The sequence below is a fragment of the Microcystis wesenbergii NRERC-220 genome, from assembly GCF_032027425.1.
Lineage (GTDB): Bacteria > Cyanobacteriota > Cyanobacteriia > Cyanobacteriales > Microcystaceae > Microcystis > Microcystis wesenbergii_A.
The window spans coordinates 1,145,675-1,162,136 of record NZ_JAVSJA010000001.1 but is presented as its reverse complement, the minus strand read 5'-3'; the positions used below and the strand labels follow the sequence as shown (position 1 = coordinate 1,162,136).

Sequence of the window (16,462 nt, the reverse complement as noted above, 5' to 3'; positions counted from 1 at the left end):
CACTGAGATTGTCGAAATTTGAACACTGAGATTTTACATTGAGCCTTTACATTGAAGCCCCTCGAAATGTGTCGAAATGTCGTGCTTCGTGTCACTGAGCTTGTCGAAGTGCTGTTTTGTAATGGTCGGGGTTTCATCCCGTCTCTAAAAGCGAGGGTCTTTACCCCGACATCTGTGATAAAATCGGCCTTGTCTTTCTTCTGCCAGCGCAACGCCGAGCGGCGGTATGTTGAGCTTATTTCCCCTTTTACTTTTTACTTGGTATAAATCGTGCAGGTTTTCATTTATCATACTCCCGAACTTACCCCCGTCCATACTCTACCCGATTGCGCCGTCGTTATCGATGTTTTAAGAGCGACAACCACGATCGCCACTGCCCTTAATGCCGGTGCAGAAGCAGTGCAAACCTTCAGCGATCTGAAAACCCTGATGCAGGTGAGTGATACCTGGCAACCGGCAAAACGTCTCCGGGCAGGAGAAAGAGGCGGCGCAAAAGTGGAAGGCTGCGATCTGGGCAATTCTCCCCTCGATTGTACCCCTGATTTAATGAAAGGTCGTCGTCTGTTTATCAGCACCACTAACGGCACCCGCGCTCTGCAAAGAGTGGAAGAATCCCCAATCGTGATTACTGCGGCCATGATCAATCGGCAAGCTGCCGTTAATTACTTATTGGATAGGCAGCCCGAAACCGTCTGGATTGTTGGCTCTGGTTGGGAAGGGGGTTATTCTCTGGAAGATACAGCCTGTGCTGGAGCGATCGCCGATGCACTACAAGAACAATCGGGGCAAATGGCGATCGGGAATGATGAGGTTATCGCCGCAATCGCTCTTTATCGTCAATGGCAAAATGATCTTTTAGGAATGTTCCACAGTTGTAGTCACGGTCAGCGCCTCTTGCGTCTCCACTGTCAAGAAGATTTAAAATACTGCGCTAATATTGACTCTCTTGATGTTTTACCGATCCAAAAAGAACCGAGCATTTTAGTCAAACTTTAGACATTATCACCCAGAGAAAGGGTCCTCCGTGCCGGTAGGAGTATCGATCCTAGCCGGATTCCTTTATTTAGGGTCTGCTGAATAAATCTAAAAACCTTGTTGGATAAAACTTTTAGACCTTTTTGAAATCCAAAAGTGCCTCGTCTGAGAGTGATCAGGGGGAAAATTCAGGTACTTTTTCCCTGAAAATTAGGTAATTGAGCAGATGAAAATCGGTAAAACCCTACACCCCACACCCCACACCCCACACCCTACCCCCACCGAAAAACTTTTTGCCGCAAACCCTATTTATAGTTTGCCAACCATGACTATCGATTCTTTACTGCAACCTTTTCAGCGTTTTGGTGTCAATCTCGGTTTAGAAAGAATAAAAAATCTGCTGGAGATTTTAGGCAATCCCCAAGATAAAATTCCGATTATTCATGTCACGGGAACTAATGGCAAAGGTTCGGTTTGTGCCTATCTATCCTCTATTCTCAGCACCGCTGATTACAAAGTCGGACGTTATATTTCTCCCCATTTAATTGATTGGACAGAAAGAATCTCTATCAATGGCGAAAATATTGAAACCGCGACTTTAGAAAACCTGCTTAAATATATAAAATCGCTTATCGATCCCCAGCAGGAAAGTCCTACTCAATTTGAGGTAATTACTGCCGCTGCTTGGCTGTATTTTGCCCGGGAAAAGGTGGATATTGCCGTGATGGAAGTGGGTTTAGGAGGAAGATTAGATGCGACTAATGTCTGCGCTCAACCTTTAGTTACTGTCATCACTTCTATTAGTCGGGAACATTGGCAAAATTTAGGACCGACGGTTGCCGATATTGCCGGGGAGAAAGCGGGGATATTAAAAGCGAATTGTCCCGCAGTTATCGGACAATTACCGGAATCAGCGCAGGGGGTAGTTAGGGAGAGAATCAAGCTGTTAAATTGTCCGACGGTATGGGTAGAAGCTGCCGAAAAAATTGCCGATAATCGGGCTAAATATCAAGGGTTAGAATACCCTTTATCCTTAGCGGGAGATTTTCAATTAACTAATTCCGCTCTAGCGATCGCTGTTGTTAATATTTTACGTCAGCAAGGTTGGCAAATTAGCGATGAAGTCGTGCAAGAAGGAATGGCAAAAACTCGCTGGTTAGGACGTTTACAAACCGTTAGTTGGTGTCAGCGAGAAATTTTAATAGATGGCGCTCATAATCCCGCTGCTGCTATTGGTTTAAGGCAGTATGTAGATAGTTTAAAGGCTCCAAAAATTATCTGGGTGATGGGTATTTTATCGACTAAAGATCATCGAGAAATATTCCAAGCTTTATTAAGAAAAGGCGATAGTTTATATTTAGTTCCTGTCCCAGATCATAGCAGTGCCAATCCTGAAACCTTAGCGGAATTAGCGGCTTCAATTTGTCCAGAATTATCTCACCTAGAGACTTGTTCCGATGTATTTTTAGGACTAAAAAAAGCAATCCAAGAATCTGCCGATAGTCAGATAATTCTCTGTGGATCGCTTTATCTAGTCGGTTACTTTTTAGGGAGTTTGCTTTAGGGAAAATAAAACATCAATTTTACTGGTGGTTTTATCAGGCATAGTGGCAGTAATTCCGATCCCGCGTACCGATTCTAAAAAGGCCTTTGCTTCCGGGGTTAATTCCGTGGCCGGAAGATTATTAATTCCCCCTGCTTTAGCGATAATTTGCTCCACATCGATGAAGAAATAACCGAGATTATTTTTAGGCAAATTTGCGATCGATGCTTGGAAATTCTCACTTTGGCTAATCGGTTGATTCGGTTGGGGTTGATAGGGAATTCCGACGGTCATTTTTAGGGTATCATTATTAGGCCAAGCATAGGTTAAAATCGCTTGTTCTTCCGCTTTCCATTCAGTCACATTTTGACCGGAAATTTGACTGTTTTTTATGGTGATAAAGGGAAAAGTTTTTACCAATTGATTTAACTTATCGAGGGTAGTTTTTGCCGCTTTATAATCGCCGGTTTGCCAGATCATCATTCCCCCAAAACCTAACCCTCCCAGCGCTTGCTGGTTGGGGATAATTCCGAAGGCAAATTCTCGATCCATCCAGTTAAAAACTTCTTTATCCGCGTCAAGAGTTGCCATCTGAAAATTCTCACGGATCTGACGCAGAAAAACTTGTAATTCTGGGTTAGTTTGGGACTGTTTTTCTGCTTCTTCCCATCCCTGTTTAAGATTATTACCACTCCAAAGTGCGATGGTATCTCCGGGTAAATAATTTAAAACTTGATTTCTGCTGGGGGAAGGTAGATTAGAAATAGTTTCAGGGGCAAGTTTAGCCACCATTTGTAATTGTAATCCCGTATCGGTGACACCCACTCCCGCGACAATATCCTTAATTTTTGCTAATTCTTGCCGACTTTGGGGAGATAAATTAGCATCTGCTCCCAAGATTTTGGCATAATCATCGATATAAATTGTTGCTAGGGTATTGGGTAGGTTGAGGGATTGGGAAAGCAGTTTTCTCACTTCCGGTTTACTGCTAAAAGATGGCTGTCCTCGGTAGGTATTGATCGCCGATTCTAACACCTTTTTATCGTAGGATATCAACAAAAAATCGCCAGTAACGGCAGTATAAATGGTGGTGTTATCCTGCCAATCTATAGCAGTAATTTTAATATCTTTGTAGTCACTGGTGCTAGTTTTGCGATTAACTTGTTGTCCTAGTTTTTTCTCGAATTCCGACGCTTTAATTTTATCTTTGATCCCGATAACCGTTAATAATCCCGATTGTCCGGGAGTAGCTGCGGGAAGGAAAGCAAAGCTGATACTACCGATCCAAGGTTCGATATCCCGTTGATAATTAATCTTATCGGTGAAAATATTTTTTTGTAATTCTTCTAGTCCTTGACTAACCGCAGTTCGCGATTCTGGTGTACCATATTTAGCTAACACTGACCAAGCTTTTGCATCCGTGGAGACAAAACTACTAGCGAAGGCAGTTTCTGGGATAACTTTTGCCGATTCTAAGGGGGTGAATCTTTGCCAAGGTAGTTGTCCTCGTAGATAAAGATAGACACCTCCTGCGGTTACTGCTGTTAGTCCTAAGACGACTAAACAACCGGGTAAAAATGATTTTTTTGACATATAATTGTGGTTTGGTTAAAAAGTTCAATACTTGGCGATCAATTTTTATCTAGCTGTAGTCTCTAGATCAGTTCTATTGTAGTTATCTTAATTATATTATCTTATCCCCAAAGGGAACAGATAACATTTTAGCTAATTTTTCCGACATTCTTGCTAATTACCGGAGAAAATTGGCTCATTCTTGGTTAGCCTGCCAACCCACCGCTTGATTAATATTAGTCAACCCATTGGCCTCTAATTTTTCTGTTAATCCTTGTAAAATATTTGATACTAGCCAAGGTCCCTGATATAACCAACCAGTATAAATCTGTAATAAACTCGCACCGGCGGTCATTTTTTCCCAAGCATCATCGAGAGAAAAAATGCCTCCCACTCCAATTATCGGTAAATTGCCTTGGGTTTGCCGATAGATAAAACGGATCACTTCCGTGGCACGTTCCCGCAAAGGTTGCCCACTAATTCCCCCTGCTTCTTCAGTGATTGGTTTACCAGTTTCAGGCAGAATTGTAGTTTTTAATCCCGTGCGTTTAGTGGTGGTATTAGTAGCGACAATTCCGGCTAACTGATAGGAGAAAGCTAACTCAACAATCGTTATGATATCTTCCCATTCCAAATCGGGAGAAATTTTCACTAATAGGGGTTTTCTGCCTTGATTTTCTGTTTGTAAAATGTCGAGGATTTTATCGAGTTGTTCACCACTTTGCAGGGAACGCAAACCGGGAGTATTGGGAGAACTAACATTAACGACAAAATAATCAGCATGGGGGAATAAATAGCGAAAACTGCCTAAATAGTCCTCCGGGGCCTTTTCTAGGGGCGTATTTTTCGATTTACAGAGGTTAATGCCGATGGGAATCTGTCGGGGTTGTCGTTGCCAAGATTGCTGGAGAGTTGCCGCTAGAACCGGCGCGCCGAGGTTATTTGCTCCCATACGGTTTAATCCAGCCAAATCTTCCGGTAAACGAAATAATCTCGGTTTTGGGTTGCCCGGTTGCCCTTCTAGGGTGACAGCACCCACCTCGGCAAAACCAAAGCCGAAACTAGGCCAAAGTCCTGCCCCTAAACCGTCTTTATCGAATCCTGCCGCTAATCCGACGGGATTGGGGAAATTTAACCCCCAGAGGCTTTGAGATAGGCGAGAATCGCTAAAACTGAGGGATTCTGATAATTGTGAGATTAACCATTGTCCCCAAAATTCCCCTCGCGAGCGATCGATTTTTTGCAGAGTATTTAATAATTGTTTTTGTGTTCCCTCTAAATTGCCCCGAATAGCCTTGAAAGCTAGAGGATAAAAGGGTTTAATTGTATCAATTATATTTGTCATAAGAAGACAGGAATTAGGGGTTGGAGAATTATTAAGTATTTAATGACTAAAGTGATCAAGTTTTTATTAACTAAATTTGCTTTCCCTATTCTCCACTCCCCAAGACTATAAACCTTGACGAGGATTAAAAGTTTCAATCGCCCGTATTTTTTTATAAAGTTCTAATTCTTCAGGGCTAGGATAGGGAGGATTAACTAATTGAATTTCCACTAATTGATCGCCCCTTTCTCCTTGGAAATTTGGATAACCTTTATTAGCCAAACGTAATCTTTGACCGCTTTTAACTCCATTAGGAATCATCATTTTAACTAAACCGTCAATGGTAGGAATTTCCACAAAACCGCCCACAATTGCCTCGCTAGGAGTAATCGGTACTTGACAGACAATATCAGAACCTTGAATCCTAAAAAAAGGATGCCTAGCGATAGTTATTTTTAAATATAAATCACCCCCTTCAAGACCCTGACCTTTGAGACGAATTTTCTGCCCATCGATCATGGCTGCTGGCATATCAACCTCAATCGAACGGCCATCTTCCAGACGAATTCTTTGTCTACCACCTTGATAAGCTTTCTCCAACGGTAAAGTCAATTTCGCCTCCACATCTCGACGATTTAAACGGGTAGAGGAGGTAATTTTAGCGCGTTTAGCATTAGCGTTATCTTTAAACTTCCATAAATCCTCTTCTGTACGGGGTGCTTTCCCATTACCGTTACTATTCCCTTTTTCCCCCACACGCTTCTCACTGCGCTTATTCTCCTTCAAGGTACTATTATACTCAATTCGCCTTTGTTCATCGGAGAGAACATGATAAGCTTCATTAATATCTTTGAATTTTTCCTCTGCGGATTTATTCCCCGGATTGAGATCGGGGTGATATAGGCGCGCCAGTCGTCGAAAAGACTTTTTGATCTCGTCACCGGTAGCCGTGCGAGATACTCCTAAAACATCATAATAATTAACTAATTGTGGCATATATTCAGTTATCAGTTTTCAGTTTTCAGTTTTCAGTTATCAGTTATCAGTTTTCAGTTTTCAGTTTTCAGTTTTCAGTTATCAGTTTTCAGTTTTCAGTTTTCAGTCAATAGTATTAAGCGATAAGCTCGGAGCTGCTTTTCACTGTTTACTGCTCACTGTTTACTGCTCACTGTTTACTGCTCACTGTTTACTGCTCACTGATTAGAACCAATCGTCATCATCATCATCCCAGTTATTTTGGGAGGGAATATTGCGGGAACGATTGCCGCCGCTGCGGCTACTTTTACTATTGTTATAACTTTTTTCCTCCGAACGGGGGGGACTTGGCCAATCGCTATCGCGGCCATTGTCGTAATTGTCCTGACCGCGGGGGCGATAACTCTCTTGATTAGCCGAATAATTGGGTCGATAATCACTCTGATAACCCGGTGTACCCGGACGATAATCCTGGCGATAACGATCGCGGCGCGGTTCGGAGGGAAGATCATCTTCCTTGTCCCCGGTAAAAGTCTTGCGAATAGCGCTAAAAAAGCCCTCATCTTCCTCGTCGTATTGTAGCCGTACCTCGCGATTTAATTCATAGATAACATCCTGTAGGTCCGCTTGGGCGCGATCGATGCGACGGTCATCATTTTTCTCCAAAGCGTCGATAATTTCCGTACTCAAAGACTCAATTTGACGACGATAGGAACGGGTAAACTCATTACCAAAATCGAGAGTAACATCTTTTAAGCGTCGTTGGGATTGATCCACCAGAGAGCGGGCGCGATTGCGTTTATCCACCTTTTCGCGACGGGTACGATCTGCTTCCGCAAATCGGGCAGCATCGCCGATCATGCGGTTAATTTCCCCTTCGCTGAGGGTAGAAGCGCCTTGAATGGTGACACTTTGCTCCCGTCCGGTCATTTTATCCCTAGCGGTGACTTGTAGAATACCGTTAGCATCGATATCGAGGGACACCTGCACTTGCGGAATACCCCGGGGTGCGGGGGGAATACCGGTTAATTTAAAACGTCCCAAGGATTTATTATCGCTGGCCATTTCCCTTTCCCCCTGCAAAACGTGAATTTCCACCACAGTTTGATTATTTTCGGAAGTGGAAAAAAGGTCAGATCTGCGGACGGGAATAGTGGTATTGCGGGGGATTAACTTTTTCATCACACCGCCGATGGTTTCTAAACCCAAGGATAAAGGGGTCACATCGAGGAGCAGCACGTCTTTGACCTCGCCGCCCAAAATTCCCGCTTGAATAGCCGCCCCGACCGCTACAACCTCATCAGGGTTAACATTTTGATTGGGTTCCCTATCGATAAAACTCCGCACTAAATCCTTCACCACCGGCATCCGCGTGCCGCCGCCCACCAGTACCACTTCATCTAGTTGGACGGGGGACAAACCGGCATCAGAAAGGGCCCGTTTGAGAGGACGACGGAGACGACTGATTAAATCGCCGCATAATTCCTCAAATTGGGCCCGACTCAGGCGAGTTTCAATGTGTTTTGGTCCGTCTTCCGTGGCGATGATAAAGGGTAGATTAATATCGGTGACACTGACCCCAGACAGTTCAATTTTGGCTTTTTCTGCCGCTTCTGTCAGTCTTTGTAGTGCTTGCCGGTCTTGGCGCAGCTCCACGCCTTCCTGTTCCAAAAATTGATTGGCTAACCAATCGACGATTCTTTTATCGAAATCATTACCGCCTAATTGGGTGTCGCCACTGGTGGCCTTCACCTCAAAAACGCCGTCACCTACTTCCAGGATAGAAACATCAAAAGTACCGCCCCCCAGGTCAAAAACGAGGATTTTCTTGCTTTCCTGTTCATCGAGACCGTAGGCTAGGGCGGCGGCGGTGGGTTCGTTGAGAATCCGCATCACTTCTAACCCCGCGATTCGGCCCGCATCCCGGGTGGCTTGACGTTGGGAGTCGTTAAAATAGGCGGGGACGGTGATTACGGCCCCGGTCACTTCTTCCCCTAGATAACGGCCGGCTTCTTCGGCTAATCGGCGTAAAACTAGGGCGGAAATTTCTTCGGGGGCGAATTCTTTTTGCAGACGGGGGCATTTAATTTTGATATTGCCCATCTCATCCCGGCGGATGGTGTAGGGGACGCGCTTCGATTCGGGGTTTAATTCCGTGTAGCGACGACCTATGTAGCGTTTGACTCCATAGTAGGTGTTTTGGGGATTGAGTACCCCTTGTCGCCGGGCCATTTGACCGACCACTAACTCCCCATCTTTATTAAAACCGACCACAGAAGGGGTGGTTCTCATGCCCTCCGAGTTGGCGATGACCACTGGCTTTCCGCCTTCCATCACGGCGACGACGGAGTTAGTTGTTCCTAGATCAATGCCTACTACTCTACCCATGCTTGTTTTTGTCTCCCCCTAGATTTCGATAACTTCGGGACTTTTACCTTCGATCGATAGTTTAAATCGCTTAATGCTTGTTGACAATATTGTATCGAATTGTCTTAGGTTCTCGCTCTCGCTTCGGGGGGATTGAGGGCGTGATTACCGAAGTGGTCTTTTAGCGACTCTGGCGATCCGGCTTGGGGGGTTTTAAATAGGGTCTGCGGCAAAAAGTTTTTCCTGGGGGCAGGGTGTGGGGTGTAGGGTGTGGGGTGTAGGGTGTGGGGTGTGGGGTTTTACCCATTTTCAGACGGTCAATTACCTAATTTTTAGGGAAAAAGTCCCGGAATTTTCGCCCCGATGACTCCCGTCTGGCACTTTTTGAGGTCAAAAAAGTCTAAAAGTCTTATCCAACAAGGTTTTTAGATTTGTTCAGCCAACCCTAAATATTGCTAGATTTGGAGATTTGCGCTCTTAAACCTCTTGCAAAAGTCAAAAAGTAATCAATCCTGATGCTGAAAGCATCTATTCTTCTTTCTGTTGCCTGTTGCCTGTTGCCTGTTGCCTGACTTCTGCAAGAAGTCTATTGACTAATTCGGGTGGCGGCTGACAGGAAATAGAGATTATTCTGCCCGTACTGGGATGATTAAAAAGGATTTGATTGGCATGGAGATAATAACCACAATCTCCCGGGACTGCATCCGGTCGCGGTAATCCTCCCAGACCATACAAGGGATCACCGATTAAGGGATAGCCAAAAAAGGCCAGATGAATGCGAATTTGATGGGGTCTGCCCGTAAAAATTTGTACTTCTAATAGGGTACTATCGGGATGTTTTTTTAAGACTCGACCATCGCTGCGGGCCGATAACCCATCTGTGAGCGCACCGTAAACGTAGCCTAAAATGGGATGGGCGATTTTCCCGATCGCTTGATTAATAGTAAAGTTATCCGGTATGTCGCCCCGACCCACTAAAGCTCGATATATTTTGGTAATTTTCCCCTCTCGCATCTGTTGACTCAATTTAGCTCTGGCGGGCTTTGATTTCGCCATTAAGACTATGCCCGAAGTGCCGCGACCAAGACGATGAATTGGATAGGGAGTGACCTCGGTATAATGCTGATGTACCAAATGGATAAGAGTATGTTCGAGAAATCCACCCCCCGCTAACACCGGTAATCCCGAAGGTTTCGCCACCACTAACACCTCGGCATCCTCGTAGAGTACCTCAAAAAAGAGCGGTACATCCGGTTCTGTCCAAGGCGGGCGCTGATAGGTCAATTGCTGCCCGATTTCTAAGACTGTATCGGGGCAAGCGGGACGACCGTTGACTAGAATTGCTCCTGATAAAATGCGATCGAGCCATTCTTCTGGGCTAGAATGGGGATATTTGCCCGTATAGTAAGCTAATAGGCTTAATCCTGCCTGATTTTTGCTAATTTTATCTCGATAAATCCAACCTTGATTGGCCATTGGGGAAGTGGGTGTGGGGTGTGGGGTGTGGGGTGTGGGGTGTGGGGAGAATAAATAAAAAAGTCTCCTATCTCCTGAATACTGACGACCGACTCCTGACTCCTGACTTCTAACCCAATCTTCGACAAAGATAAGCAAAAATTATTTATTGACTCCAAAAGCTTGAGAATATTTAAATTAACATTCCGCAATATTTACAAATTCTTAAGAATTAATTGAGAAAGATTTTTATTTAACAACGATGTTACAATGGTAACAGCGATTTTACTGAATTTCACAATGGGTTGTTCTGTGCTTTTTGGGGCAGCAATCGTTGAAACCCTTGCCACACCTACAAGGTAATCCCAATTCAGACAGGTAAATCAGTCAATTTCACCCACAACGATGATCTTTTTTTTGTGTAGTTTTATTGCAAAAAAAAAGTTTTTTTGACAAAAAGCACAAAGTATGAATTGGGAAGTGGGAAGTGAGAAGTGGGGGAGTGGGAATTATGAATTATGAATTATGAATTGGGGAGGTGGGGAAGTGGGGTGTGGGGAGAATCAATAAAAATAATCTTCTGCCTCCTGCCCCCTGCCGACCGCCGACCGCCCCTGCCCCCTAAGGGCTTCCAGTGGGGATTTACTCTACCACCCAGGGAGTGATGGCGGGAGTCCAATTAGCCAATTCTGCATCGCTAAACCAGAGACTAACTTCATCTTTGGCGGTATCTGGGCCATCGGAACCATGGATAAGATTGCGTCCGACACTAATGCCAAAATCACCGCGAATCGTACCCGGTTCAGCATTGAGGGGATTAGTGGCGCCAATAATTTTTCTAGCGGAGGCAATTACTCCTTCTCCTTGCCAAACCATGGCCACCACGGGGGAGGAGGTAATAAAATCGACCAACGAAGGGAAAAAGGGTCGTTCTTTATGAACAGCGTAGTGTTTTTCCGCTAATTCGCTAGAAACCTGCATCATTTTCAACCCAACCAGCGTAAAACCTTTAGCTTCAAAGCGTTGAATAATTTCCCCCACCAGATTGCGCTGCACACCGTCGGGTTTAATCATTAAGAAAGTGCGTTCCATACTGCCTCTTAAAATTTAGCCATAAATTGTCACAAAACCCAGATTAACCCGGAATGGCATCCTAGAGAAGGGCAGAATTTTCGCTTAAATTGCTGAGTTAGCTTGCCGTACGATTTAGCTAACCTTGGCAGGGTTTGGCCAACTTTCCCCGCAGCAATTAAGCTGCCCGCGCATTTAAATTGCTTGTTGAGACGAGGCAAGAGGCACTCTTGCAAGAGGCAACAGTAAAGGGATTGGGGGAGATTCGGCTAATCTTAAGAATAAGCGCTTTAAATGCGTCTTAGCTTATTACCGGTTAACTGTAACAGTTTAGTTAAGTAGTCATGCAAAATAAATTTCCTAGTGAAGACAGGCAAGAGGCAATAGGCAAGAGGCAAAAGCTTTATCGAAGTGTGTAATTAATTTTGCTTAGGTACTTAGATGTATCTCCTGACCTATAGTCTAAATATAGTGGTAATTTAGAGAATTACCGAGAAAAAAAGGGGAAAAAGGATGATTTCTCCAGATAAAGACGGGGTGCATCTCAATTTTGCAGAAATATCTATATTGCATTTTGGGCGCGGGCGATGCGGCCTTACTATTGGGAAAATAATATGATTGTAGCGGCGAATTGCCTTCGCCCTCTTTTAATAACTTCTGCTTATCAGTATAAGTGGGAGAGAGTCACAAATATTGAGATGCACCCAAAAGATGAGTCTAAAACTTTACTTTTTGCGTCATGGCGAAACCACAGCCAGTCAAGCGGGTAGTTTTTGCGGTCGATTAGACTTGCAACTAACCCCGGCTGGCGATGAAATGGCCAAGGATTTCGCTCTTGCCTATCGAGATGTGCCTTGGACAGGGATCTATTCTAGTCCCCTCAAGCGCACCCTAGCCACCGCCACCCCTTTAAGCGATCTCTTGGCTATTCCCATCCACAAACGGGAAGGATTAAAAGAGATTGCCTACGGCCAATGGGAGGGAAAAACCGCAGCCGAGGTTAATCGGGAGTTTCATGATGATTATGTGCGCTGGTTAGCAGATCCGGGCTGGAATTCTCCCACGGGGGGCGAAAAAGGCATCGATATCGCTCGCCGCAGTTCGGAAGTATTAGAGGAAATCGACCATAATCACGATGATGGCCATATTTTGATCGTTTCCCATAAAGCAACGATCCGAATCATGTTATGTTCTCTTTTAGGCATTGATATCGGCCGTTATCGCGATCGAATTGCCATGCCCGTGGCCTCGGTAACGATCGTCGAATTAGCCGAACACGGTCCCCTCTTTCAAGTTATAGGCGATCGCTCTCACCTCCGCAATGACCTGCGCTCGCGAGCGGGAACCTAACCAGTCAAAAGTAACCAGGTAAGCCCCGGATTTGGTCTGCTGAAAAACTATGTGCTTGATGTTATATTTTCTGCGACACGGACAAACGGCCTATAGCAAAACGGGAGGATACTGTGGTACTCCAGAAAATGACCCCGGTTTGACTGCCGAAGGCATCGAAATGGCGGAGGAATTCGCCGATGTCTATCGTTCTTTACCTTGGCGCGCAGCCTACGTCAGTCCCCTACAAAGAGCTATTCAAACCGCTAAACCCCTCTGTGAAGCGGTAGGACTGAAATTAGAAATCCGCCAGGGATTACAAGAGATCGGTTATGGTCTTTGGGAAGGTATGCACCCCAACGATATCGATCGTCAATATCATGATCTCTATGTACGTTGGTTGACGGATCCGGCTTGGAATGCTCCCCCCAACGGGGAAAGGGGTATCGATATAGCCCGTCGTTCCGCAGCCGTTTTGGAGGAAATCGAACACACCCACAGTGATGGCAATATCTTGATCGTTTCCCACAAGGCCACCATCCGGATCATGCTCTGTAGTCTGATGGGTATTGATGTGGGCCGTTATCGCGATCGATTTGAAATGCCCGTGGCCGCTGTCAGTATTGTTGAATTAGGCAGTCGTGGCCCGCTTTTCCATGGCATCGGTTTACGTTCCCACCTCAGTGAGTACCTGCGTTCTCTCCCCTGCACCTAATCAGTTATCAGTGATCAGTTATCAGTTATCAGTGATCAGTTATCAGTGATTCAGTTATCAGTGATCAGATGTCAGTTTTCATACTCAATCCGGTTATTAAAAACTGATTATCTATTCCCTCTTTTGCCTTTTGCCGTTCGGCTGAGCTCACGGCCGAAGCCTCTTGCCTTTTGCCTGTCCTGATATGTAGCCTATACTCAACGGATGGCCGTATTACTTCCCACTTGATCATTCAATCCAAGCTTTTGGTCAGTTATCAGTTATCAGTGATCAGTTATCAGTGATTCAGTTATCAGTGATCAGATGTCAGTTTTCATACTCAATCCGGTTATTAAAAACTGATTATCTATTCCCTCTTTTGCCTTTTGCCGTTCGGCTGAGCTCACGGCCGAAGCCTCTTGCCTTTTGCCTGTCCTGATATGTAGCCTATACTCAACGGATGGCCGTATTACTTCCCACTTGATCATTCAATCCAAGCTTTTGGTCAGTTATCAGTTATCAGTGATCAGTTATCAGTGATTCAGTTATCAGTGATCAGATGTCAGTTTTCATACTCAATCCGGTTATTAAAAACTGATTATCTATTCCCTCTTTTGCCTTTTGCCGTTCGGCTGAGCTCACGGCCGAAGCCTCTTGCCTTTTGCCTGTCCTGATATTTAGCCTATACTCAACGGATGGCCGTATTACTTCCCACTTGATCATTCAATCCAAGCTTTTGGTCAGTTATCAGTTATCAGTGATCAGTTATCAGTGATTCAGTTATCAGTGATCAGATGTCAGTTTTCATACTCAATCCGGTTATTAAAAACTGATTATCTATTCCCTCTTTTGCCTTTTGCCGTTCGGCTGAGCTCACGGCCGAAGCCTCTTGCCTTTTGCCTGTCCTGATATTTAGCCTATACTCAACGGATTTAGTATCAGGTCACTGATTACTGTTTACTGATCACTGAAAATACTCCCCACTTCCAATTTATGCCCAAAATCCATCACTTTGAGCTATTACCTTCCACTAATACTAAAGCGTGGCAATTATTAGAATCGGGGGAAAATCCGCCTTTTGTGGTGACTGCTAGTCAACAAAGTGCCGGGAGAGGACAATGGGGACGGGAGTGGATTTCTGAACCGGGAGGATTATATTTATCTTTGGCGTTAAATCTGGATTTAGAGGTGGATAAATCTGCCCATCTCGTTCTCGCTACAGTTTGGGGCATCGCTCATCAGCTGAATTGTCAGGAAATACCTGTTAAAATCAAATGGCCGAATGATTTAGTATTACTAGGGCGCAAACTAGGGGGAATTAACCTAGAAACCCGTATTCAGGGTCAAAAAATCCCGCAAGCAGTCATCGGAGTAGGCCTCAATTGGTCTAATCCTGTCCCCCCCACGGGTATTAATTTACAGGCTTTTACTGGCAATAAAATTACCTCGATCGCTCAGTTAACCTCTCTCACCAGCGATGCTATCCTATACGGCTATGAATATTACTGTAATCACGGCATAAAAGCCTTATTAGCCTCTTATTTAGAGTTTTTTGCCAATTTTGGTCAAAAGATAGCTTTTGAGGGCTATCAGGGCATAATAACCGGGGTAAGCGATCGAGGAGAATTAAAAGTTAAACTCACTTCGGACAATGCCAGTAGCGAAATTTATATACCGGCCGGTAGGGTTAGTCTCGGCTATAATTGAGTCTAAATATTTTTTTGACTAAACTGTGAGAAGTGAGGCCGCCCTATGTATCCTTCATCGGTGATATTGAAACTTTTTCTAGGAAAATCCTTAAAAAAGAAGCTGAGTTTATGCAGTGGTCTCGGTTTAGTAATCAGCGGTCTGATTACTCTTGCTCCCAATGCGATCGCTAATTCCGAAACTGGCAGCGAAACCCCGGTAGTGGAAAATGCCGCCCCGACTCTGAAAGCCCCCGTTATCAAAGAAAATACTAATCCTGCCCCCCGTCTGGCTATCCCCGAAAACCATCAAACCGATATGCCTACCCTTGCCCCCCGGGCCGGCGGTAAAAATAATTTTATCGATACTAGAAACTTTAACCCCCCCAGTTCCGTTGTTGTCACCGAGCGCCGCAGTGGTTGCCAAACCATCGCCCAAAATGGTCAACTGGTAGGAGGTAGCTGTAATCTGGCGGCCCGGTCTTCCCGTCGTCAGCCGGTCAGCACTGTGGCCAAACCCTTACCCCCGGTTAATCTGGCCCGGGTGCGTCTCAATCCTAATCCGGCTGTGCGAGTAGGACGGCAGCCCCGAAATCAGCCGGTTATCGCTAATAATTCCCTGGGTCGTTATGCCCCCACTCTCGTCGCTTCTAGCGCCCCGGTACGTCTGGCTGCCCCGACGGTGATTCCAAGTCAGGTGGTAGCTCTCAATCCCCCGGAATGGAATGGCGTAAAATTGGCTTTGGCCCCGGTGACTCGCGCAGAAGTGGAAGCAATCAGCGAAGCAACCACCTATGAGCGGGCCACCCGTTTAAGTCCCACGGATTCTAACCCAACTCAACGCACGGATTTACTCTTTCCCCTCGCCCTTCCCGCCCAAATTACCTCGGTTTTCGGGTGGCGAAATCATCCGGTCAGCGGGAATCGGGCCATGCACGCGGGTACTGATTTAGGCGCACCGATGGGAACACCTGTATTAGCCGCCTACGCAGGGGAAGTGGCCACCGCCGACTGGTTAGGAGGTTACGGATTAACGGTGATTTTACGTCACCTCGATGGTAGTCAAGAATCTCGTTATGCCCACCTTTCGGAAATTACTGTCAAACCGGGAGAATGGGTGGAACAGGGGGCGGTTATCGGTCGTGTGGGTAGTACGGGACTTTCTACCGGTCCGCACCTACACTTTGAATGGCGACACCTAACCGAACAGGGTTGGACCGCCGTAGATGCCGGTTTACATCTAGAATTAGCCCTCGATAATCTGGTGCAGAGAATGCAAATGGCCGCAGCCACTGACCCTAATCAGAATTAATTGGTCTTGGCTGACAACCATAGCGGTTTTTGGAGCTTAAAAACGCATCGTTGAGCTTTTGCCCAATTGATGCGTTTTCATACATTCGCAGTCTTAAGTAGTTGGACAAAAATAAAGTTAACTGTGGGGTAAGGAGTCAGGAGACAGGAGACGGGAGACA

12 protein-coding genes are annotated in these 16,462 nt (G+C 45.4%); 6 read left to right on the top strand and 6 right to left on the bottom strand.

Translation table 11 applies throughout. The features are described 5' to 3' along the window. Nucleotides 1-270: 270 nt before the first annotated feature. Entirely contained in the window at nt 271-996 is a 726-nt protein-coding gene (locus tag RAM70_RS05655) for a 2-phosphosulfolactate phosphatase family protein (RefSeq protein ID WP_312672705.1), read from the top strand. Nucleotides 997-1,300: 304 nt separating this feature from the next. Continuing rightward, complete coding sequence (locus tag RAM70_RS05650) at nt 1,301-2,539, top strand: bifunctional folylpolyglutamate synthase/dihydrofolate synthase (protein ID WP_045361999.1); 1,239 nt, start codon at nt 1,301-1,303, stop codon at nt 2,537-2,539. Here RAM70_RS05650 and RAM70_RS05645 read toward each other — a convergent pair. The 6 genes from RAM70_RS05645 to ndk all read right to left on the bottom strand — a co-directional run bounded on the left by RAM70_RS05645 (nt 2,522) and on the right by ndk (nt 11,303). Beyond that, entirely contained in the window at nt 2,522-4,111 is a 1,590-nt protein-coding gene (locus tag RAM70_RS05645) for a DUF3352 domain-containing protein (RefSeq protein ID WP_045361899.1), read from the bottom strand. The two genes, RAM70_RS05650 and RAM70_RS05645, sit on opposite strands and share 18 nt — an antisense overlap. Nucleotides 4,112-4,286: 175 nt before the next feature. Next, on the bottom strand, nt 4,287-5,435 hold the full coding sequence (locus tag RAM70_RS05640; protein ID WP_045361897.1) for a quinone-dependent dihydroorotate dehydrogenase: 1,149 nt from the start codon (nt 5,433-5,435) through the stop codon (nt 4,287-4,289). A gap of 105 nt (nt 5,436-5,540) precedes the next feature. Continuing rightward, entirely contained in the window at nt 5,541-6,410 is an 870-nt protein-coding gene (locus RAM70_RS05635) for a DnaJ C-terminal domain-containing protein (protein ID WP_312672701.1), read from the bottom strand. A 204-nt stretch (nt 6,411-6,614) separates the two neighbouring features. Next, nucleotides 6,615-8,777: a molecular chaperone DnaK gene (gene dnaK / locus RAM70_RS05630; protein WP_312672699.1), complete on the bottom strand. Its 2,163-nt coding sequence runs from the start codon at nt 8,775-8,777 to the stop codon at nt 6,615-6,617. A gap of 507 nt (nt 8,778-9,284) precedes the next feature. After that, nucleotides 9,285-10,232: an RluA family pseudouridine synthase gene (locus RAM70_RS05620; protein ID WP_312675816.1), complete on the bottom strand. Its 948-nt coding sequence runs from the start codon at nt 10,230-10,232 to the stop codon at nt 9,285-9,287. A gap of 621 nt (nt 10,233-10,853) precedes the next feature. Then, a complete protein-coding gene (ndk, locus tag RAM70_RS05615) occupies nt 10,854-11,303 on the bottom strand; it encodes a nucleoside-diphosphate kinase (RefSeq protein ID WP_008205931.1) in 450 nt (149 codons plus the stop codon). Nucleotides 11,304-11,993: 690 nt separating this feature from the next. On the opposite strand from ndk, the gene RAM70_RS05610 reads away from it, so the two are divergent. The 4 genes from RAM70_RS05610 to RAM70_RS05595 all read left to right on the top strand — a co-directional run bounded on the left by RAM70_RS05610 (nt 11,994) and on the right by RAM70_RS05595 (nt 16,302). Further along, nucleotides 11,994-12,632 (top strand): histidine phosphatase family protein, encoded by a 639-nt coding sequence (locus tag RAM70_RS05610; protein WP_045361880.1) that lies wholly within the window; start codon nt 11,994-11,996, stop codon nt 12,630-12,632. Between the two features lie 49 nt (nt 12,633-12,681). Next, entirely contained in the window at nt 12,682-13,326 is a 645-nt protein-coding gene (locus tag RAM70_RS05605) for a histidine phosphatase family protein (RefSeq protein WP_002759710.1), read from the top strand. 972 nt (nt 13,327-14,298) lie between these two features. Next, nucleotides 14,299-15,012 carry a biotin--[acetyl-CoA-carboxylase] ligase gene (locus RAM70_RS05600; RefSeq protein WP_312672692.1) on the top strand — a complete coding sequence of 238 codons (714 nt, stop codon included), beginning with the start codon at nt 14,299-14,301 and terminating at the stop codon, nt 15,010-15,012. 45 nt (nt 15,013-15,057) lie between these two features. Next, the gene (locus RAM70_RS05595) at nt 15,058-16,302 is read left to right on the top strand and encodes a M23 family metallopeptidase (RefSeq protein WP_312672691.1); all 1,245 of its coding nucleotides are present in this window, start codon (nt 15,058-15,060) and stop codon (nt 16,300-16,302) included. Nucleotides 16,303-16,462 lie beyond the last annotated feature (160 nt).